This is a genomic window from Actinoplanes sp. NPDC020271 (assembly GCF_044388125.1).
GTDB lineage: Bacteria > Actinomycetota > Actinomycetes > Mycobacteriales > Micromonosporaceae > Actinoplanes.
The window spans coordinates 185,531-210,643 of sequence record NZ_JBIRWQ010000008.1; the positions used below are offsets into that span (position 1 = coordinate 185,531).

Annotated in this window: 23 protein-coding genes; 13 read left to right on the forward strand and 10 right to left on the reverse strand. The window is 71.4% G+C overall.

Translation table 11 applies throughout. The features are described 5' to 3' along the window. Positions 1-81: 81 nt before the first annotated feature. The gene (locus tag ACH442_RS20135; protein ID WP_396339695.1) at positions 82-288 is read left to right on the forward strand and encodes a hypothetical protein; all 207 of its coding nucleotides are present in this window, start codon (positions 82-84) and stop codon (positions 286-288) included. On the opposite strand, the gene ACH442_RS20140 is transcribed toward ACH442_RS20135, so the two are convergent. Next, a complete protein-coding gene (locus ACH442_RS20140; protein ID WP_396339571.1) occupies positions 289-1,221 on the reverse strand; it encodes a GlxA family transcriptional regulator in 933 nt (310 codons plus the stop codon). It abuts the gene before it with no gap. Between the two features lie 96 nt (positions 1,222-1,317). Between ACH442_RS20140 and ACH442_RS20145 the strand changes: the two genes are divergently transcribed. The 7 genes from ACH442_RS20145 (at position 1,318) to ACH442_RS20175 (ending at position 7,426) form a co-directional block, all read left to right on the forward strand. Continuing rightward, positions 1,318-1,731 (forward strand): hypothetical protein, encoded by a 414-nt coding sequence (locus tag ACH442_RS20145; RefSeq protein ID WP_396339572.1) that lies wholly within the window; start codon positions 1,318-1,320, stop codon positions 1,729-1,731. Positions 1,732-1,734: 3 nt separating this feature from the next. Beyond that, on the forward strand, positions 1,735-1,989 hold the full coding sequence (locus ACH442_RS20150) for a DUF3817 domain-containing protein (RefSeq protein ID WP_396339573.1): 255 nt from the start codon (positions 1,735-1,737) through the stop codon (positions 1,987-1,989). A gap of 29 nt (positions 1,990-2,018) precedes the next feature. Then, complete coding sequence (locus tag ACH442_RS20155; protein ID WP_396339574.1) at positions 2,019-2,273, forward strand: BatC protein; 255 nt, start codon at positions 2,019-2,021, stop codon at positions 2,271-2,273. Then, positions 2,273-3,502, forward strand: a complete 1,230-nt coding sequence (locus ACH442_RS20160) for a cupin domain-containing protein (protein ID WP_396339575.1) — start codon at positions 2,273-2,275, stop codon at positions 3,500-3,502. The genes ACH442_RS20155 and ACH442_RS20160 overlap by 1 nt, the downstream gene beginning before the upstream one ends. A gap of 140 nt (positions 3,503-3,642) precedes the next feature. Further along, positions 3,643-5,151 carry an MDR family MFS transporter gene (locus ACH442_RS20165; RefSeq protein ID WP_396339689.1) on the forward strand — a complete coding sequence of 503 codons (1,509 nt, stop codon included), beginning with the start codon at positions 3,643-3,645 and terminating at the stop codon, positions 5,149-5,151. A gap of 521 nt (positions 5,152-5,672) precedes the next feature. Beyond that, entirely contained in the window at positions 5,673-6,923 is a 1,251-nt protein-coding gene (locus tag ACH442_RS20170) for a spermidine/putrescine ABC transporter substrate-binding protein (protein WP_396339576.1), read from the forward strand. A gap of 47 nt (positions 6,924-6,970) precedes the next feature. Then, a complete protein-coding gene (locus ACH442_RS20175; protein ID WP_396339577.1) occupies positions 6,971-7,426 on the forward strand; it encodes a GNAT family N-acetyltransferase in 456 nt (151 codons plus the stop codon). A 293-nt stretch (positions 7,427-7,719) separates the two neighbouring features. On the opposite strand, the gene ACH442_RS20180 is transcribed toward ACH442_RS20175, so the two are convergent. The 6 genes from ACH442_RS20180 to ACH442_RS20205 form a co-directional block, all read right to left on the reverse strand. Then, the gene (locus ACH442_RS20180; RefSeq protein ID WP_396339578.1) at positions 7,720-9,624 is read right to left on the reverse strand and encodes a PAS domain-containing protein; all 1,905 of its coding nucleotides are present in this window, start codon (positions 9,622-9,624) and stop codon (positions 7,720-7,722) included. A 29-nt stretch (positions 9,625-9,653) separates the two neighbouring features. After that, positions 9,654-10,970, reverse strand: a complete 1,317-nt coding sequence (locus tag ACH442_RS20185) for a hypothetical protein (protein WP_396339579.1) — start codon at positions 10,968-10,970, stop codon at positions 9,654-9,656. A gap of 237 nt (positions 10,971-11,207) precedes the next feature. Beyond that, a complete protein-coding gene (locus ACH442_RS20190; protein ID WP_396339580.1) occupies positions 11,208-12,269 on the reverse strand; it encodes a D-alanyl-D-alanine carboxypeptidase family protein in 1,062 nt (353 codons plus the stop codon). A gap of 186 nt (positions 12,270-12,455) precedes the next feature. Next, entirely contained in the window at positions 12,456-12,833 is a 378-nt protein-coding gene (locus tag ACH442_RS20195; protein WP_396339581.1) for a hypothetical protein, read from the reverse strand. Between the two features lie 129 nt (positions 12,834-12,962). Beyond that, entirely contained in the window at positions 12,963-13,622 is a 660-nt protein-coding gene (locus tag ACH442_RS20200; protein WP_396339582.1) for a response regulator, read from the reverse strand. Further along, on the reverse strand, positions 13,595-14,839 hold the full coding sequence (locus tag ACH442_RS20205; RefSeq protein WP_396339583.1) for a sensor histidine kinase: 1,245 nt from the start codon (positions 14,837-14,839) through the stop codon (positions 13,595-13,597). The genes ACH442_RS20200 and ACH442_RS20205 overlap by 28 nt, the downstream gene beginning before the upstream one ends. A gap of 140 nt (positions 14,840-14,979) precedes the next feature. On the opposite strand from ACH442_RS20205, the gene ACH442_RS20210 reads away from it, so the two are divergent. Continuing rightward, positions 14,980-17,367: an FtsX-like permease family protein gene (locus ACH442_RS20210; protein WP_396339690.1), complete on the forward strand. Its 2,388-nt coding sequence runs from the start codon at positions 14,980-14,982 to the stop codon at positions 17,365-17,367. Next, positions 17,364-18,536: an MFS transporter gene (locus ACH442_RS20215; protein ID WP_396339584.1), complete on the forward strand. Its 1,173-nt coding sequence runs from the start codon at positions 17,364-17,366 to the stop codon at positions 18,534-18,536. Before ACH442_RS20210 ends, ACH442_RS20215 begins: the two co-directional genes overlap by 4 nt. Here the strand turns inward: ACH442_RS20215 and ACH442_RS20220 are convergent. Together ACH442_RS20220 and ACH442_RS20225 are read right to left on the reverse strand one after the other, a co-directional pair. Then, the gene (locus ACH442_RS20220; protein WP_396339585.1) at positions 18,502-19,383 is read right to left on the reverse strand and encodes a hypothetical protein; all 882 of its coding nucleotides are present in this window, start codon (positions 19,381-19,383) and stop codon (positions 18,502-18,504) included. The genes ACH442_RS20215 and ACH442_RS20220 overlap by 35 nt on opposite strands. Continuing rightward, positions 19,380-20,405 carry an SPFH domain-containing protein gene (locus ACH442_RS20225; RefSeq protein WP_396339586.1) on the reverse strand — a complete coding sequence of 342 codons (1,026 nt, stop codon included), beginning with the start codon at positions 20,403-20,405 and terminating at the stop codon, positions 19,380-19,382. Before ACH442_RS20225 ends, ACH442_RS20220 begins: the two co-directional genes overlap by 4 nt. Before the next feature lie 62 nt (positions 20,406-20,467). Here ACH442_RS20225 and ACH442_RS20230 point away from each other — a divergent pair, with 62 nt between their 5' ends. Both ACH442_RS20230 and ACH442_RS20235 read left to right on the forward strand, forming a co-directional pair. Then, complete coding sequence (locus ACH442_RS20230; RefSeq protein WP_396339587.1) at positions 20,468-21,151, forward strand: NUDIX hydrolase; 684 nt, start codon at positions 20,468-20,470, stop codon at positions 21,149-21,151. Beyond that, entirely contained in the window at positions 21,148-21,618 is a 471-nt protein-coding gene (locus tag ACH442_RS20235) for a hypothetical protein (protein ID WP_396339588.1), read from the forward strand. The genes ACH442_RS20230 and ACH442_RS20235 overlap by 4 nt, the downstream gene beginning before the upstream one ends. Here the strand turns inward: ACH442_RS20235 and ACH442_RS20240 are convergent. Next, positions 21,611-21,838, reverse strand: coding sequence for a hypothetical protein (locus ACH442_RS20240; RefSeq protein WP_396339589.1), 228 nt, complete (start codon positions 21,836-21,838; stop codon positions 21,611-21,613). The two genes, ACH442_RS20235 and ACH442_RS20240, sit on opposite strands and share 8 nt — an antisense overlap. Between ACH442_RS20240 and ACH442_RS20245 the strand changes: the two genes are divergently transcribed. Continuing rightward, the gene (locus ACH442_RS20245) at positions 21,833-24,208 is read left to right on the forward strand and encodes an FAD-dependent oxidoreductase (protein ID WP_396339590.1); all 2,376 of its coding nucleotides are present in this window, start codon (positions 21,833-21,835) and stop codon (positions 24,206-24,208) included. The two genes, ACH442_RS20240 and ACH442_RS20245, sit on opposite strands and share 6 nt — an antisense overlap. The last annotated feature ends 905 nt before the right edge of the window (positions 24,209-25,113 follow it).

Consider the following 25,113-nt stretch of genomic DNA (forward strand, 5'->3'; position numbering starts at 1 on the left):
TGAATGATCCCGATTTCGGGCCGCGGAGGAAACCAAGCGGCCCGCTTGGTTTCAGATGATTTGTCGGGGTATATCGAGAACATGGGACTCGAAAACCAGGAAATCATCAGCTCGGACCCGGCCGGCACGGACGGTGAAGGTCCGGCAGACGGCGGGGCGAACCCCCTGGGCCGCGACGGCGGCGCCGACGGGGGAGCGGAGCGGGAGAAGCCGCACGGCGAGGGTCTGGCCGACGGCGGCGCCGACCCGCAGGGCGCGGACGGCGGCGCCGACGGCAGCGCGAAGTGATCAGCGTCGGCGGAAGGAGGCGCGGTAGCTCTGCGGGCTCGTTCCCACGATGCGCTTGAAGCGGTCGCGGAAGGCGGTCGGCGACCCGAAACCGACCTGGCCCGCGATGGCCTCGACGGGTTCGTCGCCCGCTTCGAGCAGGTGCTGCGCCCGGCGGATCCGGGCTCGGAGCAGCCACTGCAACGGGGTGGTGCCGGTCTGCTCGCGGAATCGGCGGTTCAGCGTGCGGACACTCATGCCGCCCCGGGCGGCCAGGTCGTCGAGGGTCACGTCGACGTCGGTGTTCTCCTGCATCCACCGGAGCAACGGCTCCAGCGCGGAACCCCGCGGCGTGGGCGGCTGCGACGGCACGATGAACTGCGCCTGGCCACCCTCGCGTTCCAGCGGCATCACCGACAGGCGGGCCGCGTCGGCGGCCACCGCCGAGCCGTGGTCGCGCCTGATCAGGTGCAGACACAGGTCGAGGCCCGCGGCGGCGCCGGCTGAGGTCAGGAACTGGCCGTTGTCGACGTAGAGCACATCCGGGTCGACGGTGAGCTGCGGATAGCGGGCGGCCAGCGCGTCCGTGGCGAGCCAGTGCGTGGTGGCCCGCAGGCCGTCGAGCAGGCCGGTCGCCGCGAAGATGAACGTCCCGGCGCAGATCGAGGCGATCCGGGTCCCACCGGCGGCGGCCTTCCGGAGATGATCAAGAACCTCTTCCGGTACGACCATGCCGGTGTCCGCACACCCCGGAAGAATGATCGTGTCCGCGTCGAGCAGCGCCTCCAGCCCCCACCGGGCCTGCAGCGTGAACGTTCCGGTGTCGACCGTGGCGGCCGGAGCGCAGACCCGCACCTCGTAGCGCCCGCCCGGCACCCGGCCGAACACCTCGATCGGTGTCGCCAGGTCGAACGGGATCACCGAGTCGAGCGCGAGAACGGCCACGATGTGCATGCCCGTGACCCTAACGTGCCGGGTGGCCAGATCCCGTTGAAGGTGGGCAGTCCAGCCAGTTCTGATCGCCGGTGATCGTCGCTAACGTCCCGGGACGTGACAAAGCTCCTGCTCAGTCTGCACGTCCTGGCCGCCGTCCTCGCGGTCGGCCCGGTCGCCGTGGCCGCCAGCATGTTCCCCGCCGTGACCCGCCGCGACGACCGGCAGGCGCTGCCGCTGCTGCACCGGATCTGCCGCGTGTACGCCGTGCTCGGCGTGGCCGTCCCGGCCTTCGGTCTGGCCACCGCCGGCAGCCTCGGCGTGCTGACCGATCCCTGGCTGATCATCTCCATCGTCCTGACCGCCGTCGCCGCGGCCCTGCTCGGCTTCCGGATCCTCCCCGCCCAGCAGCGGATCCTGGCCGGTGGACAGGACACCCGGCTCGGCGCGATCACCGGGGTCTTCAACCTGCTCTGGGCCGTGGTCGTCGTCCTGATGATCGTGCGGCCCGGCTCGACCACGGGCGCGTGACCGGTGAACCGCCCGCTGCGCCTGGCCGCCGCCGTCGAGCTGCTCTCCCTGCTCGTGCTCCTGATCAACCTGGCCACTGTCCACGTCGCACCGGTCGCGTCGCTGTGTGGCCCGGTGCACGGATGCGCGTACCTGATGGTCGTGATCCTGACCGCGTGGCATCCGGTCGCCGACCGCCGGGCGAAGCTGCTCGCCTGGATCCCCGGCGTCGGCGGACTGCTGGCCGCCCGGCGCAGTGACCGGAGGAAGCGGGATTAGCCGTCGATCCCTGCGGGTACCGAACGATCATGACACTCAACAATGACGACTTCTCCAGCGCCGACCCCACCGCCCAGGAGGGTCCCGCCGACGGCGGCGCGAACGTGAACGGCCACGACGGTGGCGCCGACGGCGGCGCGAACACCGAGGGCCCGGCCGACGGCGGTGCCGACCCGGGTGCGGTGGACGGCGGCGCCGACGGTGGCGCGTCCGACGAGGGCCCGGCCGACGGTGGCGCTGACGTGAACGGCCACGACGGCGGCGCGGACGGTTCCGCTTCCTGATGACCTCGACCCTGACCAGGCGTGACGCCGTTCTGCGGCGGATCGTCGCGGCCGACGAGGCCGAGTTCGCCGCCTCCTGGTGGGGTCAGGCACCGCTGCTGTCCCGGGCCGCCGACCTCGGCGGCCCGGACGGCTTCCGGGACCTGCTCTCCTCCGCGGCCGTCGACGAGCTGCTCAGCCGGCGCGGGCTGCGCACCCCGTTCCTGCGGGTGGCGCAGCAGGGCAAGGTGCTGCCGGGCGGCCGGTACACCGGCGGCGGGGGACCGGGCGCCGAGATCACCGACCAGGTCCACGACGAGCAGGTGATGCGCCTGTTCGCGGACGGCGCCACGCTCGTGTTGCAGGGCCTGCACCGGATCTGGGAGCCGCTGATCGACTTCACCGGGCGGCTCGGCGCCGAACTGGACCGGCCGTTGCAGGTGAACGCGTACCTGACGCCGCCGTCGAGCCAGGGCTTCGCCACCCACTACGACACGCACGACGTGTTCGTGCTGCAGGTCGAGGGGGCGAAGCGCTGGATCATCCACCCGCCGGTGCTGCCCGACCCGCTCGAACGGCAGCCGTGGGGTGGACGGGCCGACGAGGTCGCGGCCACCGCCGAGGGCCGGGCCGCGCTCGACGTGGTGCTGCAGCCCGGCGACGCGTTGTACCTTCCCCGCGGGTGGCTGCACTCCGCCCGTACGGAAAATGGCCGGTCCTTGCATGTGACGGTCGGCATCCGTGGACTCACCCGGTATGCGCTGGTCGAGGAACTCCTCGGCATGGCGGTGACCGATCCACGGCTACGGGCCTCGCTTCCTTACGGCTTCGATCTCACCGACCCGGACGCGGTCGGCGCCGAACTGACCGCCACGGTCGACGCGCTGCGCTCGTGGCTCCTCACCGCTGACCCCGAGCAGCTCGCCGCGGCCCTGCGCGAACGCACGGTGACCCGCCCGGCGCCGCTGAGCCCGCTCGCCCAGCTGGACTTCGCCGAGTCGCTCACCCCGGCCGACGAGATCACGGCCCGTCCCGGCCTGCGCCGGGAGATCACCCGCGACGGCGACCGGATCACGGTGCGCCTGGCCGGCGGGCGGACGCTGACCATGCCCGTGAGCTGCGAAGCCGCGGTCCGTATGGCTCTCGACGGAGCGCCGTGCACGGTCGGCGGCCTGCCACTCGACGACGACGCCGACCGTCTCGTCCTGGCCCGCCGACTGCTCACCGAGGGGCTCGTCGTCCCCACGTGAGCACCGCCTAAGTTGCCCTCTCTCGCGACCGATGGAACAGCCGTCACGTCGCAAGCGAGAGAGGGCAGTTCATGGCGGAACCCGCGGCGCCGGCACGACCGGCGGACGAGGCGGGGCTGGGATTCAGTCACCGCGAGATCATGGTGACGATGAGTGGCCTGGTCATCGCCATGCTGCTCGCCCAGCTGGACAACATGATCGTCGCGCCGGCGCTGCCGACGATCGTCGGTGACCTCGGCGGTCTCGAGCACCTGTCCTGGGTGACCACCGGTTACATCCTGGCGACCACGATCGCGACGCCGATCTGGGGCAAGCTCGGCGATCTCTTCGGCCGGCGGGTCACCTTCGTCGCCGCGGTCGCGTTGTTCCTGGTCGGCTCGATGCTGTGCGGCATGGCCCAGAACATGGCCGAACTCGTCGGCTTCCGCGCCGTGCAGGGTCTCGGCGCCGGTGGCCTGATCGTCGGCGTGCTCTCGATCATCGGCGTGATGATCCCGCCCCGCGACCGCAGCCGTTACCAGGGCGTCATGATGACGGTCATGCCGGTCGCCATGATCGGTGGCCCGCTGATCGGCGGCTTCATCACCGACCACCTGTCGTGGCGGTGGGCGTTCTACGTCAATCTGCCACTGGGCATCGTCACACTCGTCGTCTCCTGGATCACCCTGGCGCGCCTGCCGGAGGGCACGGGCAGGGCCAGGATCGACTGGCTCGGCACGATCCTGCTCGCGGTCTGGATCACCTCGCTCGTCCTGATCACCACGTGGGGCGGCACCCGGTACGACTGGACCTCCCCGCAGATCCTCGGCCTGATCGCGCTGACGCTCGCCGGTCTGGCCGCCTTCATCGCGGTGGAGAGCCGGGTCGCGGAGCCCGTCATGCCGCTGCGCGTCTTCCGCAACCGCAACTTCGTCCTCGCCGGCGGGATCGCCTTCATCTCCGGATTCGCCCTTTTTGGCGCGATCGGTTACCTCCCGCAGTACCAGCAGTTCGTCCAGGGCGCGTCGGCGACCAACAGCGGCCTGCTGCTGATGCCGATGATGGCCGCCGTCATGGTCGTCAGCATCCTGGTCGGCAACGTGATCAGCCGCACCGGCCGTTACCGCGTCTTCCCGATCATCGGCTCCGCCCTCGTGGTCACGGGAATGTTCCTCTTCAGCACGGTCGGCGTGCACACCTCCAAGACGGTGGCGGCCCTCTACATGGTCGTCCTCGGCGCCGGGATGGGCGGGATCATGCAGACCAGCACGCTGATCGCTCAGAACAGTCTGGAGATGCGCGACATGGGCGCCGGCACCGGCGTCTCCACGTTCCTGCGCAACATGGGCAGCTCCCTCGGCGTGTCGATCCTCGGCGCGATCTACGCGAACCATTTGACCAGCTCGCTGACCTCGGCCGGCGGCGCGCAGGGCGAGATCTCGTCGATGACGCCGGCGACGCTGCGCGCCATGCCCGCGGCGGCCCGCGAGATGTTCCGGAAGGCGGTCACCGACGGCATCGGTTCGCTGTTCGTCTGGGGCAGCGCGGTCGCGGTGATCGGCGTGGTGGTGGCGCTCTTCGTCCGCCACGTCCCGCTGCGCGGCAGCAAGCCCGCCACCAGACCGGAACCGGTCGTCACTCCGGCCGCGCCCGAGCCCGTCGCGGCCTGAGCCGCACGAACGCGTGAGAGCCCGCCGGACCTGCTCCGGCGGCCCTTCGCCGCCTCCGACCCGCTTGATCTCCGGGCTTGCGTCTTCTCCCGAGCGGAACCGAAGACCAGATTCTTCATGTCCTCTCTCCGCGGTGGTCCTTCTCCGCCGCTCCCGCGGGGACCCTTCCGGGCCGAGCAGGGCGCGGGGCGCCCAGAACGCTCAGCCCGGAAGGGCGGCCTCCGTGGGTGGGCGCGGTCGGATCACAAGACCCGACGACGGGTTCAGCTGAGGGGTGCCTGTGCTCGAAAGGGCCCAGGGCCGGCCGGGCTCCACCGAAGTGACGGCCGGCGTGACCGTCAGGTCAGGCCGGTGCGGCGATCGGTCAGCCGATAGGAACCGGATTGTTGATCTTGAACGTCAGAAACCGAACGTACGGTTTGATCATGGAAGTGACGACGGGTCGATAGCCTGTCTCACGTCGCCGACGCAGCGGAAACGCATTCCGGCGAGCCGTTGCACCCGTACGTGATCGGAGCCCGATGTTTCCCCGCACCACTCCCGACCGGTCCCTCCTGCGCGGCGTCACGCAGCGGCGGCTCGGCCGTCGCGACGCCCTGCGGCTCGGCGGACTCTCCGCGCTCGGCGCGACGCTCGCCGCGTGCGGGGTGCAGGGCAAGGGCACTCCGGCGACCAGCGTCGACGCGGGCGCGCTGGCGTCGTTCTGGCAGGGCAAGAAGCGGAACGGCAAGGTCGACTTCGCGAACTGGCCGCTGTACATGGACCCGGCCCACCCGGAGCTGAAGAAGTTCACCGCCAAGACCGGCATCCAGGTGAACTACCAGGAGGTCATCCAGGAGATGGGCCCCTGGTTCGCCAAGGTGCAGCCGCAGCTGTCGGCGAAGCAGTCGATCGGCTACGACCTGATGGTGATCACCAACGGCATCCAGTTCGGTCAGTTCCGCTCGGCCGGTTTCCTGGCCCCGCTCGACCACGCCCAGCTGCCGAACTTCACGGCGAACGCGGCGAAGAAGTACCGCGAGGAGACGTTCGACCCGGCGAACGTGTTCAGTGTGCCGTGGGCGTCCGGGATCACCGGTATCGCGTACGACCCGGAGAAGACCGGCCGGGAGATCACCAGCCTCGCCGACCTCTGGGACCCCGAGTTCAAGGGCAAGGTCGGGATGATGTCCGACGCCACCGAGCTGGCCAACTTCGGCCTTCTCGCGGCTGGTCTCAAGCCGGAGAACTCGACCGAGGCGGACTGGAAGAAGGCGGTGGCCAAGCTCAAGCAGCAGAAGGACGCCGGCATCGTCCGCAAGTACTATGAGCAGGACTACGTCGACGCGCTCGGCAAGGGCGAGGTGTGGATCACCCAGGCGTGGTCCGGCGACGTCTTCCAGAAGAACCTCTCCGACGGCACGAACCTCAAGTTCGTGATCCCGGAGGAGGGCGGCACGATCTGGACCGACAACTTCGCCATCCCGGTGACCGCCGCGAACCCGGTCGACGCCCTGATGCTCGTCGACTTCTTCTACGAGATCGAGAACGCGGCGTCGCTGGCCGAGTACATCAACTACGTGTGCCCGGTGCCCGGCGCGCAGGCGCAGATCAAGACCGACGCGGCCGCGCTGACCGGAAGTGAGCGCACCGGCATGGAGCAGGTCGCGGAGAGCGCGCTGGTCTTCCCGAGCGAGGCGGATTACGCCAAGCTGCACTATTACGTCAACTTCAACACCGCTCAGCAGCAGCAGACGTTCGCGTCCCTGTTCGAGCAGATCGTCCTCGGCTGATGATCATGATAACGTCCCGGGGAGCCGGAGCTCGATGAGGACGACAAATGCATCCTGACGTACGTATCGACGAGGCGGACCTGTCCGATCTCGAGACCGTGACCACGCTGTTCCTCGGCTACCTGGAGTTCTACGAGGCGCCCGCCGAGCGGGCCGAAGCGCGGTCCTTCCTCGAAGCACGGATCACCCGCGGCCAGTCCCGGATCCTGCTGGCCCGGGTCGGGGACGACGCGGCCGGGTTCACGCAGATCTTCCCGTCGTTCAGTTCGGTGCGCCGTGCCCCGATCTGGGTCCTCAACGACCTGTTCGTCGCGCCGGAGTTCCGTCGCCACGGCATCGGCCGGGCCCTGCTCCGGGCCGCGGCCGCCCGTGCCGAGCAGGAGGGCGTGGTCCGGATCGAGCTGTCGACCGACGAGACGAACCAGCAGGCCCAGGCCCTGTACGAGTCGGAGTCCTACCTGACCGGCTTCCCGGTCCGCCACTACCTGCGCCGCATCCCCTGACCCACCTGGTCCCGCCGCGATCAATCCGCCCCGGCCGGAAGCCGTCCGCCCTCAGCCGGTTCCGGCCGTGATCATCGACCGCCGACGACCACGCCGGCCACCAGTCGAGCCGGTCGGGCCGGCGCTTCCTCGTCGTTACGAGGCGCCGATGACCACGCCGGCCACCGGCCGGGAGCGGAAGCGGCGGCCGGCACCCGGACCAGGGCGGCAACACGACGGGGCGCCGGCCAGCCGGCTGCTGGGCGGTCGGTGACGTGGCGGGCCGCGGCTCACGACGTACGCGGGAAACGGGGTCAAACGCGCTCGGTGGCGACGCGATGGACCTCGTTGAGCAGCGTCTGCGCCTCGAACGGCTTGCGGATCAGCGGCGCGTCGGCCGGCATCTCCTGCCCACCGGGCGCGGGACCGCTGGTGTAGCCGGACATGAACAGCACCGGCAGGTCAGGCCGGTCGCCGCGCAGTTCGGCGCAGAGCTGCGTGCCCGACATGCCGGGCATGATCACGTCGGTGAGCAGCACGTCGAACTCGAGGCGGTCGTCCCGGCACATCCGCAACGCCTCGGCCGGGTGCGGCGCCGCGAACACCCGGTAGCCGGCCCGGCGCAGCAGCCGGCAGACGATGTCGCGGACCTGTTCCTCGTCCTCGACGACGAGAACCCGGCAGCCGTCGCCGCCCTGGACCGCGGCGACCGGCGCGGCCGGGATCACCCCGGACGCGTCCTCGGCCCCGGCCGGCAGGCGCACGCGCAGGGTGGTGCCCCGGCCCGGCTCGGATTCCAGCGTGATCGTGCCGCCGGCGTCGGTGACCACCCCGTACGCCGTGGCCAGCCCCAGCCCGGTGCCGCTGCCCCGCCCCTTGGTGGTGAAGAACGGCTCGAACGCGCGTGCCATGACGTCCGGCGTCATGCCGCAGCCGGTGTCGGTGACCGCGAGACAGACCTGGTCGCTGCCGCCGCCGTCGTGTTCGAGGCCGGTGCTGATCGTCAACCGGCCGCCGGACGGCATCGCGGCCCGCGCGTTGAGCACCGCGTTCATCACGACCTGTTCGAGTTTGCTGCGGTCCATGACGACCGGCGGCAGGCCGGGGTGCAGCACGGTGCCGAGCTCGATGTCCTCGCCGAGGGTCCGGCCGAGCAACCGCACCATCTCGGAGGCGATCGCGTTGAGGTCGAGCAGTTCGGCCTGTGACGGTTCGGACCGGCTGAACAGCAGCAGCTGCCGGGTCAGCGCGGCGCCCCGGGCGGCGGCCTGTTTGATCCCGGCCGCGTCGGGGCGGCTCGGATGGTCCGGCCCGAGTTCCTCGGTCATCATGTCGGCGTATCCGGAGATCACCGCGAGGATGTTGTTGAAGTCGTGGGCGATCCCGCCGGCGAGCTGGCCGAGCGAGTCGAGCCGTTCCGACTGGCGCAGCTGCTGTTCGAGTTCCATCCGTTCGGTGACGTCGCGCAGGATGCCCTCGACGGCGGTGAGTTCCCCGTCGTCGCCGGTGACCGCGCTGGCCCGCTGCTCGATCCAGACCACCTTGTCGTCGCGCCGGCGCAGGCGGTACGTGATGGTGGCGGAGCGAGACTCCCGCCACGACTGCTCGAACGCGGGCCGGTCCTCGGGCACGATCCGGCTCAGGATCAGCCGCGGGTCGGCGTAGAAGGCCTCGGCCGGGAACCCGGTGATCGCCTCGACGGCCCGGCTCAGGTACTCCATGGCCGGGTCGGGGCCGAGGCGGTAGCGGAAGATGATGTCCTGCGCGTGCTCGGCGAGCAGGCGGAACCGTTCCTCGCTGTCGCGCAGAGCGGCTTCGGCCCGGCTGCGTTCCGTGATGTCGGTGGAGATCCCGGCGACCGCGTACGGCTTCCCGGCCTCGTCGATCAGCGGCCACTTCACGGTCAGGTAGGTGCGCACCCCGCCGTTGTCGTCCGGCGCGTGCTCCTCCAACTGGATCGGAACACCGCCGGCCAGCGCCTGCCGATCGTTCTCGCGGAACGCGTCGGCGACCGCGAGCGGGAACAGGTCGTGGTCGGTGAGCCCGACGATGTCCTCGCGGCGCAGCCCGAACAGCCGCTCGTACTCACGGTTGACCAGCAGGTACCGCCCGTCGGCGTCGCGCATGTAGATGACCGAGGAGGTGTAGTCGATGAGCGCCATCAACTGGTCGCGGTCGACCGTCAACACCGGCCGGCGCACACCCGCCCGTGCTCCCACGCCGCCCCCGGCTCCGTCGTCGGTCCGGCTCATCCGGCCAGTTCCGTCACGACCGCCGGGCCCGTCTCCTGACCGGAATCTATCGCCTGATCGGGCGCGTTCTCCGGGTTTCCGCCGATCAGGACGGGGCGCAGTCTCGCCAGCGTATGGTTCTGCCGCGCCCGGGTGAGGCGATCCAGGTAGGTCTCGGTCATCCCGGTGGTGCCGGCCCGGTTGGAGATCAGCAGCCGGTCGCCCATCCCGGCCCGGTCGCGTTCCCGTTGCGGCTTGAACAGGAACTTCTTGCTCAGCATCAGGTGCGCCCCGGAGACCCGGGCGTGCATGGCCAGCAGCCGGTACCAGTCGACCAGGGCCGGATGCTGGGCCACGAGCCGCCGCAGGTCACCCTCGTCGGCCTCGGCCAGCGCGGACTCGTCCGACCCGATCTCGGCGAGCAGCCGGCGCGGCAGTGTCGGCTCGCTCATCAGCGCGTCGATCTCGGCCCGTTCGGCCTCGAGCAGCGCCGGGAACAGCCGCCGCGCCTGCTGGTCGTACCCGGGCTCGGCGATCCCCAGCAGGAAGTCCCGCTTGAGCGCCTCCGGGTCCAGCGCGCCGCTGGGCGGGATGTCACCCGGCGTCCAGTGCGCCGCGAACTGCCGGAACACGTCCATGAACACCTCGGCCGCCATGGTCTGCTCGGCCGGCAGCGACGCGAAGTCGAGGAACAGCCGGCGCAGGGCGGCGAGCAGGACGGTCGCGCCCCGGACCCGCCGGCGCGCACTCTCCCCGATCAGGTCGGCGTGCGCGACCGTGAGCGGCAGCAGCACACAGTTGACCGCGAGCTCGATCGCCTCGCCCGTCTTGACCAGCACGAAGAAGCGTTCCTCGCCGGGCGTGCCGGTGTAGGTGCGGATGTGCCCGTCGTCGAAGATGCCCGGCAGCTCGGCCAGCGCCTCGCCGTGCAGTGACACCCGGATCGTGCCGACGTTCCAGCGGACCAGCGAGGAGTAGCTGTCCCGGTCGTAGTGTCCGGTTCCGGTGTGCTCGGCCAGCGCCGCGAAATAGGCCCGGAACGGGATCCGGTCCCCGCCGGCGGTGAGCGGGAGGAACGCCCGCTCCGGATGCTCGATGCCACCCGGCGTGTGCTCCTGATAGTGCCGGGCCACCGAAGCGCCGGCGAACCCGAGGTGCACGACCAGCCGCTGAGCCTCCTCCGGGGACAGCCGGGTGACGTCCGGCAGCTCCGCGAGCACCCGCTCGCCGAGCTCGGTCACCAGCAGTTCGGGTGGCGCGTGATCATGCAGGACCGCCCGGTTGAGCCGGGGAAGCTCGCGCAGGACCCACTCGCCGACCTGTTCCGGACCCATCCGGGCCATCACCTCCGCGGACGTCTCATCCGTTCTCTTCGGCGGGACGGCGGCGGTGATAAGTGAGGCCGGTCACTCTCGGGTGGCGCTTATCGCATGATCGGCTTTCGCGGATCAAAGACGATTATCGGGTACGAACGGAGCAGGCTCGGCGATCAGTCGCTGAGTGATCGCCGAGCCCGTCGGGGTGTCGGTTACGTTCGGTCGCCACCGCGTCGACCGGTTCCTCCGCCCGGGTCAGTTCCCGGAGATCGACCAGTGCCACGCCTCCGCCGGGAAGTTGACGAACCCGTACTCCTTGCCGTGCAGCGACAGCCACTTGAACGCGGCGGTCTTCGACGAGATCGTCTTGCCGCCGGACGAGATGTCGACCGCCAGGCCGATCTCGTGCAGCGAACGCCCCGGAATCGCGGTCGGCACCCGGCACGACGACGACGGCGCGGTCCAGACGTCCGGGCAGCCGTTGATCGTCCGCAGCTCGATCTGCCGCTGGGTGGTCCGGAACCCACCACCGGAGATCTGCACGCCGTCGGCCCTCGCGTCGTCGATCATGCGTTTGAACGCGAACGCGACGGTCTTGTTGACGGTCACGCCGTACACCTGGGTGGTGTCGGTCAGCTTGAACGCCGGCCGGACCTGGTTCACCACGTCCTTGCCCAGCGTGGCGGCCTGCGCGGCGTAGGAGGCAGCGGTCGGCAGCGCGGCAATCGCGGCCCGGGTCTTCGCCGCGGCCGAGGTCTCGTACTTCACCCCGGCGTCGGCCTTGTTCACGCGCGCGATCGCGCCCCGCGACGCCTTACCGGCATCGGCAAGCTTGGTCGCGGCCGCCTGCGCCTGCGCCTTACGCAGCGTGACGGTCTTGGACGCCGCGGCGACGGCCTTGTTCGCCCGGGTGACCGCCGCGTGGCTGCGCGACTTCTGCTTCAGCGCCTTGCTCAGGGTCTGCTTCGCGGAGGTCAGCGCCGTACGCGCCGTGGACAGGCGAGTCCTGGCGACCGTGTCCGCCGTGGTCGCGGTGACCAGCGCGGCCCGGGTGCCACGCTGCGCCCGGCCGGCCGTGGCCAGCTCGGTGTTCCAGCGGGTGATCGCGGCCTGCTGGTCGGCCAGCGACGTCTTCATCGCCTGGAGAGTCGTGTCGTGGGTGAGGCTGCGGTACATCAGGGTCGACCAGCTGGCCGCGATCTTCGGGGCCGCTGCCCGGGCCGGCGCCGCCGGCAGGCCGATCGCGGTTCCGGCGGTGGCCAGCGCGATGATCGCCGCGGCGGCGGACTTCTGCAGAGTTCGCTGTCGTGTCGTCACCCGAAGAATGTGAAGGCCGCCGGTTCCCCGTTCCGTTCCCGTCGAGTCCCCATCCGGTTGCAGGCCGTCAGACCAGCCGCCCCCGCCGCCCTCGCCGGCCGGTTGCGGTCCCCGGCCGGTTCGCACCGTGGTGATCCGGCCCGGATCACCACGGTGCGAGCCAGCCGGCGGCTGGGGCTGGGCAGATCAGTTCGGGGTGAACAGGCCTTCGATGCCGACGATGATGGCGATCACGCCGAAGACGGCGACGGCCAGCGCGCGGCCGGCGGGCTCGGCCGGGCCCGGTGCGTCCAGGATCCGGCGGCCGGTGAACTTCTCCCAGGTCAGCAGGGCGCCGACGACCAGGGCGACCACCTCGAAGTGCCAGATGTGCCCGTCGATCAGGTGGACGATGAAGAAGAAGCCGCCCGCGATCAGCGCGACGATGCCGATCAGCCAGGACCAGCGCGACACCCGGTCGGAGAAGCGCTCCAGGCCGCCGCCGACGTTCGGCAGCCGGCGCAGCAGTGGGATGCCCAGCAGCAGGCCACCGAAGATGTTCGCAAGATCGAGCAGGAACGCCATGGCCGAGAGCGTACTGGGAGCGTTTCCAACCCGCCACCGAGGAGCCGCGCGGCTGCCCGCGCGCCGGTCACGCCCGTTCCGGCCGGCCCTGCCCGGTCACGTCCGGTCCCGCCGGACTGCGCGGACCGGTCAGGAGCGCAGGAAGGCCAGGACGGCGAGGACCCGCCGATGCGTCTCCTCGGCCGGCGGAAGACCGAGTTTGATCAGGATGCTGCGGATGTGTTTGGCCACCGACGCCTCGGCCACGTGCAGGGCGGCGGCGATCGCCGAGTTCGACCGGCCCTCGGCGACGAGTGCCAGCACCTCACGTTCCCGGCCGGTCAGCGACTCCACCGGATCGCGGCGCCGCCGCAGCAGCTGCCGGACCACTTCCGGGTCGACCACGGTCCCGCCGGCGACGACGCGGCGCAGGGCGTCGACGAACTCGTCCACGTCACCGATCCGGTCCTTCAACAGGTAACCGACGTGCGTACCGTCCCCGGCGTCGAGCAGTTCGGTCGCATACCTCGTCTCGACATACTGACTCAGCACCAGGATCGGCAGCCGCGGCCGCTCCTGCCGCAGCTCCACGGCCGCGCGCAGACCCTCGGCCTGGAAACCGGGCGGCATCCGCACGTCGGTCACCACCACGTCGGGCTCGTGGGCGGCGACCGCCTCGTGCAGACCGTCCGGGTCGGACACCGCCGCGACCACCGTGTGCCCGAACCGGCCGAGCAGGCCGACCAGGCCGTCACGCAGCAGGACACTGTCCTCGGCGAGGATCACGCGGAAGCCTGGAGTGTCTGACAAGGAATCTCCACGATCAGGCGGGTCGGGCCACCGGCCGGGCTGGACAGCGACAGTCTGCCACCGACCACGGAGACCCGGTCGGCGAGCCCGATCAGCCCGGTCCCGCCGTCGAGGCCGGCGCCTCCGCGCCCGTTGTCGGACACCGCGACGGTCAGCGTGCCACCGGCGTAGCCACCGGTGACCTCACCACGGTCGGCGCCCGAGTGCTTGGCCAGGTTGGCGAGGGCCTCGGCGACGACGAAGTACGCCGTGGACTCCACCGTGCGGGAGAACCGCTCGCTGACGGCGAAGCGCACGTCGACCCGTACCGCGGAACGGGTTGCCAGATCGAGGACGGCCGCCTCCAGACCGAAGTCGGTCAGCAGCGGCGGATGGATGCCCCGGATCAGGTCGCGCAACTCGACCAGCACCTGCCCGGCCTCGTCGTGGGCGCGGCTCAGCTGGTCGGCGAGGGGCCCGGCCGGCGCGTCCCGGCGAGCCAGACCGAGCATCATGGAGAGCGCGATCAGCCGTTGCTGAGCGCCGTCGTGCAGGTCCCGCTCGATGCGGCTGCGCTCGGCCTCGAACGCGTCGACGAGCCGCACCCGGGACCGGGCCAGCTCCACGACCCTCTCGTTCACCGGGAACTCCGGCGGGGTGAGGATCGCCCGGGCCAGCAAGCCCCGCGCCCGTGCCAGCAGCACCACCCCGAAGACGCAGGCGACCAGGGTGACCACTCCGACGAGACAGGTGAGCACCGCTTGCGACCAGGAGGTCACCGGGTACGTCTTCAGCACGTTCACCTGCTGTCCGTCGCCCAGCACGGCGAACTGCCACGGTGTGCTCAGCAGCGCCACCGGAACGGTCACGCCGAGTAGCACCGCCAGCAGGTCGATCGGCCACAGCACGGTCATCAGCAGGGTCGCGAACCCGAGCGCGCGCCAGGTGGCCGGCTCGGTCCACCGCGTGCGCAGCCACGAGGTCAGCCCGGGCCGCGGCGGGATCCGGTGACCGTCGCGCAGCGGCCGGTCATCGACCAGCCGCTGGAACCGGCGTTCGAGCCCGGCCACCGGGACGCCGATCAGCGTCAGTGCGGCCAGCAGCGGGATGCCGGCCACGAGCACCGCCAGCACCCCGCCGACCGCGAACAGCAGCAGGGTGGTGAGCAGGGTCAGCAGACCGGTGACGCCGTTCGCGAGGAGATAGGTCGTCGCGCGCAGCGGCGGGGAGGCTCGCACGCGAATCACCGTAGAGGCCGGGCGGGATTGCCTCCATCCCCCGCGTGCTACCTCCGGAGGTAACCCTGGCACTACCTCGAAGAGTCGATCCTGGGTGACTGTGATCGGCCGGCCGCCGGGCCAGGCTGGACGGCGTGCTGATGGTGACTCTGAGCAGTCTGCGGGCCCGGTGGGCGACCCTGGCCGGCGCGTTCGTCGCGCTCGGTCTCGGGGTCGCGCTGATCGCCACGACGGGCCTGGGCCTGGCCGCCACGCTGGACGCTCCGGCGCAGCCGCCCGAGCGGTTCGCCGGTGCCCCGGTGCTGGTCCGCGGCGCCGACGAGCTGCGCGTGCCGGCGCGCGACGGGGAGCGTGTCCAGCCGCTGGCCCACCCCCGGGCGGTGCCGGCCGGTCTCGTCGCCGAGCTGGCGAAAGCCGGCCCGGTGACCGCCGACCGGTCGTTTCCCGTGGACGACGGACTGGTCGGCCACCCCTGGTCCGTCGCCGCCTTCGGTGGCTACCGACTGCTCGCCGGACACGAGCCGCACGGCCCGGCCGAGGTCGTGGTGGCCGGCGACGCGACGCTCGTCGGCCGCGGCCTGCGGGTGCGCACCCCGGCCGGTGTGGACGGCTACACGGTGGCCGGCGTCGTCGCCCCGGTCGGCTACGAGCGGGCCGTCTTCTTCACCGAAGGTACGGCCGAGCGACTCGCGCCGCGCGTCGACAACCTCGTCGTGCAGGCGCCGCCGGACGTGGTGCGCGCGGTCGTCGCCGGCTCCGGCGTCCAGGTGCTCACCGGGGACGAGCGGCGTCGCGCCGACCCGGACCCCGACCGGGACCGGGAGGCGCTGACCGCGATGAACGCGCTGCTCGGCACGGCGGGCGGGGTCACCGCGTTCGTGTCGGTGTTCGTGGTGGCTTCCACGTTCGCCTTCGCGGTCGCCCAGCGGCGCCAGGAGATCGGGCTGCTGCGTACGGCCGGCGCCACGTCGGGGCAGATCCGGCTCATGATCTTCGCCGAGGCCGGGGTGGTGGGCGTCCTGGGCTCGGCGGCCGGGTGCGCACTGGCCACCCGGGGCGCGTCGTTGCTGGCCCGGCTGCTGGTCAGTCAGCGGCTGGCGCCCGGCTGGTTCACGATCGGGACACAGCATTGGCCGTACCACGTCGCGTTCTGGACCGGGGTGGCAGTGGCCCTGACCGGGGTCGCCGTCGCGACGGTCCGGGCCGGACGCGTGGGTCCGCTGGAGGCGCTGCGCGAGGCGGCCGCCGACACCACCGTCATGACGGCCGGGCGCTGGGTCTCCGGCGCGGGTCTGCTGATCGCCGGGCTGGGCCTGCTCGGGTGGCGGCTGGTGAGCGACCCGGGGGAGGCGCTGCACCGCAAGACGTATGTGACGCAGCCGATGCTGCTGATCTGCGCGGTCGCGCTGCTCGCTCCGATGCTGGTCCGGCCGCTGACCCGCCTGATCGCGCGGCTGCCGGGCGCGACCGGCGTGCTCGTGCGGGAGAACGTGAGCACCGGGGTCCGGCGCACCGCCGCGGTCGCCGCGCCGGTCCTGGTGACGGTCGCGCTCGCCGGTTCGCTGCTCGGCACGACCGCCACGATCGACCGGGCCAAGGCCCGCGAGCTGAGTACGCAGGTTGCCGCCGACCTGATCGTGCACGGCGACGACCGGGACGCCGCGACGATCCGGGCGCTCCCCGGCACCCGCGTGATGACCAGCGCGGACACGGCGGTCTACACCCTGGAGGAGGGCGTCGCACTGGTCCGGTCGCAGGCCACGGCCGTCGACCCGGCGACGCTGACCGCGGTCCGGCACCTGCCGGTGACCGCGGGACGCCTCGGTGATCTCGACGACGACGGCATCGTGGTGAACGAGGAGTGGGCCGTCCACACGGTCGGTGACCGGGTCGACGTCTGGCTCGGCGACGGCACGCCGCGGTCGCTGCGCATCGTGGCCGTGCTGGCGACCGGCACCGGCAGCAACGGCGTCTACGTGACGGCGCGTAACTCCGGCCGGGCACCGGTGGATCGGCTGGAGGTCGTCACCGGCGACGCCGCGGCTGTCCGGGCCGCCCTGCGGGATTCCGGCGCGAGGGTCTCGTCCCGCGACCAGTGGCTCGCCGAGCAGCGGCCTGCCGGCAACCGGCAGACGCGGGCGGGCTACTTCGTCGTGCTCGGGCTGGCGCTGATCTACACCGGCATCGCCGTGGCCACCACGACGCTGGCGGCCACCGCCGATCGCACCCGTGACCTGGCCGTCCTGCGGCTGGCCGGCGCCACCCGGGCCCAGGTCCTGCTGGTGGTGGCGGCGGAGACGCTGACCGTGGTCGCGGTCGGTACGGTGCTGGGCATGATCGTGACCCTCGTCAATCTCGGTGGCGTCTGGGCCGCCCTGGCGACGCTGTCGGTGTGGTCGTGGATCGTCCTGCCCTGGCCGGCCCTGGTGGCGGCACCGGCGGCCTGCGCGGTCGTCGCGCTGATCGCGGCCCTGCTCGCGGCGGCCGGCGCGCTGCGGGCCCGTCCGATGGAGATGATCCGACGGTGAGACGCTGGACCATGCTGGTGGTCGGCACGTGCGCGATGATCGCGGGCAGTACGTGCCAGTTCGGCCTGGCCTACCTGATCCCGGCGTTCCGCGACCGCGGTTACCGTCTGGAACAGACCGGCCTGCTGGTCGCCTGCCCCACCGTCGGCGTGACCCTCACGCTGATCGCCTGGGGTGCCGCGGCCGACCGCTGGGGCGAGCGGATCGTGCTCTCCACCGGGCTCGGCGCGGCCGGCCTGATCCTGCTCGTCGCCCGGCCGGTGCACGACCCGGCCACGCTGGCGGTGTGCCTCACGCTCTCCGGCGCGGCCGGTGCCTCGGTGCTGGCCAGTGGCCGGCTGATCCTCGGCTGGTTCGCCCGGCACGAACGCGCCCTGGCGATGGGCATCCGGCAGAGCGCCGGACCGATGGGCCTGGCCCTGGCCGCCGCCGTCCTGCCCGCGCTCGCCGTCCGGGGGATCGGCACGGCCCTGCTGTTCCTCGCCGCGCTGTTCCTGATCGCCGCCACCGCCGCGTTCGTGCTGGTCCGCGACCCGTCCCCACAGCCGTCCACCGGTCCGGCGCCGGCCCCGAGCCCGTCGCCGTACCGGACACCCCACCTCTGGCGCATCCACGCCGCGAGCGCGCTACTGGTGATCCCGCAGTTCACCATCACCACGTTCGCGCTGGTGTTCCTCACCGACAGCCGAGGCTGGACGCCCCTCGCGGCCGGGCACCTGCTGGCCGGTGCGCAGGTCTTCGGCGCCCTCAGCCGGCTCGGCGCCGGCTACTGGTCGGATCGCACCGGCAGCCGCCTGCGACCGATCCGGATCATCGCGGTCACGACCGGCGCCGGCATGGTGGTGCTGGCCGTCACCGCCGCCGCCGGCTGGGGCCTGGCCGTTCCGGTCCTGCTGGTCCTCGGCGTGGTCGCGGTGAGCAGCAACGGCCTGTCGTTCACCGCCGTCGCCGAGCACGCGGGCACGGCCTGGGCCGGGCGCGCACTCGGCATCCAGACCACCGGCCAGAACGTGCTGACCGCGGCCGTCCCGCCGGTCCTGGCCGTGGCCATCAGCGACGCCGGGTTCGCGCCGAGCTTTGCCGTGGTCGCCGCGTTCCCTCTGGTGGCCGCGGCGATCGTGCCGGCCGGGGCGGTCAGGCGAGATGCAACCGCCGATCTGCGATCGTGACCGTCACCCGCTGCCCCCACGACAGCTCCAGCGCGTCGGACTCCAGCCCGTCGGCGAAGACGACCAGGCGTTCGCTCTCACTGGTCAGCTCCAGCTCCTGGGCCGCGGTCAGCAGGCCGCTCACCTGCTGCACCCCGGTGGCGGGGGAGGGCCAGGCCTCCCGGACGAACCAGCTGAGCGCCGGGTCGGCCGGGCCGGGCAGCGGCGGGGCGGCCGCCCGGTCCCGCGCGATCGACGCGCACCAGCCGGTCGCGCCGGTGCCGGTGCCGACGATCAGGCCGGACGACGACTGCCGTTCCCGGGAGCCGTCCGGCGCGGTGATCACGTACCGCGCGGACTGGTGACCGGCGTGACCGATGTAGATCTCGTTCAGGCCGTAGAGTTCCTGCCCGTCGTCGAGCCGGGCGACCACCATCGTGCGTTCCAGGGTCCGCGGCCGGCTGCGGAGCAGACCGCCGACCGCCGACGCGGGGTACCGCACCAGCACCCCGGCGTTGCGGCCGGGCTCCGGGTCGACGCCGATCACCGGCTGCCCGTCGAGATACTTCGCGACGTTCGCGACCAGGCCGTCCTGCCCGACGGCGATCACCCGGTCCTCCGGGGCGAAGAGGAAGCGGGGCAGGTCGGTCCGCTCGACGTGACCGCGACGCCAGTCGGCCGGGACGGCCGCGCCCACCTCGGTCAGCGCCTGCCGCAGCGCCTCGTGCCGGGCGGTCACCTCGTCGAGGTCACGGCCGCGCTGCTTGAGGAAGTAGGCGGCGGCGCCGCGGGTGCCGTGCCGGGCGAGCAGCTCGTCGAGCTCGCTGCGCCGCGACACGACCACCACCCGGGGAGCCAGCGTGCTCATGAGCCGATCCGCCCGATCAACTTGCTCAGCAGGTCGGGCGTGACGGTCAGCTCACCGATCGCCGGGAGGTGCTGCGCCAGCTCCTTGAGGGCCAGCGACTGCAGCACCTCGGGCGGCAGGTCCCGGTAGGCCGCCAGTCGCGCCGCTTCGGCCTCCGCCTCGGCGAGACCGACGACCCGGGTGCCGGCCGCACGAGCCTCGTCGCGCAGGCGCTCGGCGTCGGCCTCGGCGGCGGCGCTCAGCCGGGCCCGCTCGGCCTCACCCTGCGCGGTGACCAGCTGCGACTCGGCGTCCAGCTCGGCGCCGCGCCGGGCGTTCGCACCGTGCTGCTCGACCAGGTGCTGTTCCTGCCGGGCCAGCTCGATCTTGCTCTGCAGCTCGTTCTCGGCGATCGACCGTTCCTGCTGGACGGCGTGGGCGCGCCGGGCGTACGTGGCCCGGTCCGCGTCCTGCTGCACCTTTTCCCGGGTCGGGGTCTGCAGCGCGCGTTCCAGCTCCGGTTCCGGCCGCAGGGCGACGACGCGGGCGCTGACCACGGTCACGCCGGTCTCGGCCAGCCGCGGGTCGGTGGCCAGCGCGTCCGCCACCGACTGGCGGACCGGGGCGATCCCGGTGGTCAGCGCGTCGGCGAGCGGCAGCCGGGCGAGCACGTCGAGCGCCGGCTGCTGGGCCAGCTCGGCGAGCAGCGTGGCGACCTGGTCGAGCGGCTGCCCCCGCCACCCGCCCTTGTACGGGTCGATCGAGAAGTCCAGCCGGGCCGCGGCCGCCGCCGGGTCACTGAACCGGTACGTCACCGTGGCCTGCACGGTCACGTCGGCGAAGTCCTCGGTGCGGGCGTGGAACAGCAGCGGCAGCTCCCGGTCGTCGACCGGCACCTCGGAGAGGACCGCGGTCAGCGGCCGGTACCAGAAGGCGAGGCCGGTGCCGGAGCGCTTCGCCTTGCCCTGAACGGTCCAGCTGACCCAGCTGGTCGGGGCGGAGCGGAGGTGGCGCAGGTGCAGGCGGCGTTTGACGTCGGCCATCGGGGGTCCTTCCATCGTTTTTCGTCACGATGACGATAAAGCTTGTGCGTATTATCGTCAACATGACGCTGAAGATGGCGGCCGTCACAGTTGATCTCGTACTGCTGACCATCCGGCACGGTTCGCTGCACGTGCTGCTGATCCGCCGTGGCATCGAGCCGTTCCGGGGACGGTGGGCACTGCCCGGCGGCTTCGTCCGCGACGACGAGGACCTGGGCGCGGCGGCAGCCCGCGAACTGCGCGAGGAGACCGGAGTGGACCCGTCCACCGGCCACTTCGAACAGCTGGCCACCTACGGCACGCCGGGGCGCGACCCGCGCGGGCGGGTGGTCACCGTGGCGTACCTGGCCATGCTCCCCGACCTTCCCGCGCCGACCGCCGGAAGCGACGCGGCCGGCGCCGAGTGGCGCCCGATCGACGAGGCCACCGGGCTGGCCTTCGACCACGACCGCATCCTGGCCGACGGCCTGGAACGGGCGCGGGCCAAACTCGAATACACGCCGCTGGCGACGGCGTTCTGCGCACCGGAGTTCACCGTGGCCGACCTGCGCGGCGTCTACGAGACGGTGTGGCGGGCCACCCTGGACCCGCGCAACTTCCACCGCAAGGTGACGTCGGCCGAGGGCTTCATCGCGCCGACCGGCCACAGCGTCACCCGCGACCGGGGGCGACCCGCCCAGCTGTTCCGCCGCGGCCCGGCCACCCTCCTGCACCCACCCCTGCTGCGCCCCGAGGTGACCGGATGACGCAGCTCTTCGGTGATCCGGCGACCTTCGCGGTCGAGATCGGCGACTTCTGGTCGGCGCCGCACCTGCGCGTGGTCGACCTGTGGGCCGGCGGCCGGCGCCTGACCGTGGAGGACAACGTCGCGTACCTCCCGGCGTTCTGCCGCCTGATGCGCTGGACCGTTGATCAGGTGCGGGGCGACCGGGTGCCGGCCCGCACCGTCGCCGAGCACGGCCCCGAGGAGACGTTCCAGTTGCTCCATGAGGACGACGAGCAGAGCTTCCGGTTCCTGAATTGGGGCGAGACCGTCGACAACGTCGTGACCTACGCCTACCTCGACGGCGATCTCGTGCTCTTGTTCTCCTTCTGGCGGCCGACGCATCCGGTCCTGGAGGAGCGCGGCAAGGCCCTCAGCGCGCGCATCGCGCCCGACGAGTTCGTCAGCGTGGTGAACGCTGCTGCCGACGTGCTGGAGGCGGCTAGCTGACCGGGATGCCGTGCTGCTGGAGCAGGCCCATCAGGTTGTCGAGGAACGTGTCGCGGCCGTCGACGATGGCGACCGGGACGGCGATCGGCTTGTCGTGGCGCGGCACGAGCGCGTAGTGCATCAGTTTGCCCTTGTCCTCGCCGCGCGTCTGGAGGACCGGCTTGAGCTCGGCGACGTCCGGCCACACGTACGCGCGGACCTTGCCGTTGCGCCGATGCACGAAACCGTTCGTGAAGAGGTGGAACGACTGGGCGCCGGTGATGAAGACGCGGATCGATGCGGCGATCAGGAAGACCGCGCAGAAGCAGAAGAACAATCCGACGAAGTGCAGCACTTCCCAGAAGAAGCCGTCCTGGTCCTGGGCCAGATAGCTGATCAGCACGAGCAGGCCGATCGAGCCGCCCGCGCCGAGCAGCAGGCCGAGACCGCGGGTGACCGGATTCGGCAGTTTCCGGCTGTCGACGAAATGGCCGAGGCCGCGGGACAGCGCGAGGTCGGTGACGTCTTCCGGCGGCTGTTCGGTGATCGGTTGCATGGACGGTTCCCCCTTGTCGGCGACGTGCTTCATCCGCGTGTACCGCCGTGGCGCGCAACCGGTTCACAGCCGACTGCATCGTCGTACCTTGATGCGAAGCCCTTCTCCATCGACGAAGGAGGACGTTTCGTGACCCCGGATCAGACCCAGGTGCTGCGGGTTCTCTGCGACACCGTGGTTCCCTCGATCGACCATCCCGACGACGCCGACGGATTCTGGGCGCGCCGCGCCACTGATGTCGGCGCTGACCTGGGCGTGCTCGCGGCCATCGCGGCCATGCCCGCCGACCGGCGCGAAGCCGTCGGCGTCCTGCTCGACGCGCTCGGCGCGCAGGGCTTCCCCTCCGCTTCGCAAGATCAACGAGAACGGATCCTGGCTGCCCTCGGGCCTGCCGTCGCCCCGCTGACCAGCTTGATCCTGCTTCTGACGTACGGCCTTCCGGACATCACCGGAAGCAATCCGAACTGGAGCCGGCTCGGCTATCCCGGCCCGGCCGCCCGTCCGCCGATCACGGAGAACCGGCCGATCACCCCGCTACGCCCCACCGCTGACCTCGAACTCGACGCCGACGTCGTCGTGATCGGCTCCGGCGCCGGCGGTGGCCTGATCGCGGGGCGGTTCGCGGCGACGGGCGCGAGTGTCGTCGTCCTGGAAGCGGGCCGTTATCGGAGCGAAGGCGACTTCCGTCATCTGGAACTCGCCGCCTATCAGCAGTCCTACCGGCGCGGTGGGCCGACGCCGACCGCGGACCAGAACATCACGCTGATGGCGGGCGCCGGCCTCGGCGGCGGCACCGTGATCAACTGGACGAACTGCATCCGCACCACCGACCGGGTCCGCCACCAGTGGGCCGAACACGGCCTGACCGACGTGGCGACCGTCGCGTTCGACAAGCACCTCGACGCGGTGTGGCGCGAATTGTCCGTGACCGATCGATGCTCGGAGTTCAACCGTGCGCACGAGGCGATGCAGCGTGGGGCGGAGACGCTGGGGTGGTCATTCGCCACGGCGTGCCGCAACTGGGACGAAAAACGGCACGACACGCTGGTCGCCGGCGGTCTCGGGTTCGGTGATCCGTCCGGGGCGAAGCAGTCGACGCTCAAGGTCTACCTGGAACCGGCCGTCACCGAGCACGACGCCCGGGTGATCGACGGATGCCGGGTCGAACGCATTCTGACCGACAACGGTCGCGCGGCCGGGGTGGTCGGGCGGTGGACCCGCGAGGACGGATCAGCGTCGGCGGCCGTCACCGTCCGTGCGCCGGTGGTCGTCGTGGCCGCGGGCGCGCTGGAAACGCCGGGCGTGCTGCTGCGTTCCGGGATCGGCGGGCCGGCAGTCGGACAATACCTGCGGCTGCACCCTTGCACGGTCACGCTCGGTGATTACGATACGGATATGAAAGGGTGGTGGGGGCCACCGCAGGCCGCACTCGTCAACGAATTCGCCGCGGTCGAGGACGGATTCGGATTCCTGATGGAAAGCGTGCAGTACACGACTGGGCTCGGCGCTTCTGCAATGCCGTTCACCACGGGGTTCGACCACAAACAAGCAATGGCTGACTATCGGAACTGTGCCTCGTTCATCGGACTGGTCCGTGACCGTGGCCACGGGCGGGTCACCGTTGATGACTCCGGTGAGACTGCCGCGTGGTATTCACTTGAAGACGGGTTGGACGTACGGAACAGCCGGCGCGCCGTTGAGGCCCAGATCCGTCTGCATCATGCGGCCGGGGCGCGCCGGATTCGTCTGCTCGGTCACGGCGTTCCGACGTGGTCGGCGGGTGACGACTTGGACGCGTTCATCCGGCGGGTTTCGGAGATGCCGTTGCGAGCCGGGGGAGCGGTGCTTTTCTCCGCGCATCAGATGGGCAGTTGCCGGATGGGGGCCGACCCGGCGATCAGCGTGGCGGATCCGCGCGGGGAACTGCACGACACGCCTGGTGTTTGGATCGGGGACGGATCGGCGTTTCCGACGTCGTCCGGGACCAATCCGATGATTACGATAATGGCGTTGGCCTCGCGGACGGCGGAGCATATTTCTCAGGCGGTCAGCTGATCGATTTACGGATGGGCGCGGAAACGTCAACCAGCTTGTCGTAAATGCGTAGACCCCACCCTCCCGAGGGGGCAGACCTCCCACTCCATTCTCGCACCGAACGGCCGGTAGCGCCGAGGGCCTGTGGACAAACCTCTACTGTGGATAACCCGGATCCGGGCCTTCGGGTGAGTAGGGTTGAGCGCGAACCGGGAACACCGCGCACCCCGACGGGGCGCTCCGGCGGTCGCACGCTCAGTGGCAGCCGGCCTCTGATGTGCGGGATGGAACGGGGCTCGCCGGCCCGGGATGACGACGGCTGAGCAAGATATCGGTGCTGCGCTCACACGGCGACTGATCGCGTTGTGGCGGCGCCTGCGGCCGGATCGGGAGCAGCGGAGCACGAGCGGGTGGCCGGGAGCGGTGCCGTGGAGCACGCCTGCGGACGCCGTCCCCGGATGTCCGAGGGCGGCGCAGCCGGCCAGGACGCCGACGGCGCCGGGCGGAACTGAACCCGCCAAGGGGTCGTGGGGCGTCAGGAACGCCGGCAGATCCCGCCCAAGCTCCTCTTCATGCGTGTCCGTGATCCCGTGCGGCGCCCCCGGATAGACGATCGGCTCCGGTTGCCGGTCGCGGCGTCGGTGGTCACGAATCGTGGCGCGTTCGCCGCGGCGCGAGCGTTGTTGCCGGTCGCGCTGGGTGCATCCGCCGTAGGAGAGGCCGACGAGGACGATCGGCCCGCTGATGGTGGCCAGGATCATTTCATTCCCCGACCATGCGATCCGCCCCTCCGCCACGCATCCGTAACTCGACTGCGCCCCATCACGATCAAACCCGGTTCCCCGTACGTCGTGGGGGAGGGACAAACGGCGAAAACGTCTTCGATCGCGGGCGGCCGGTGTCAGTGTCAGCGCCGACATCAGCCG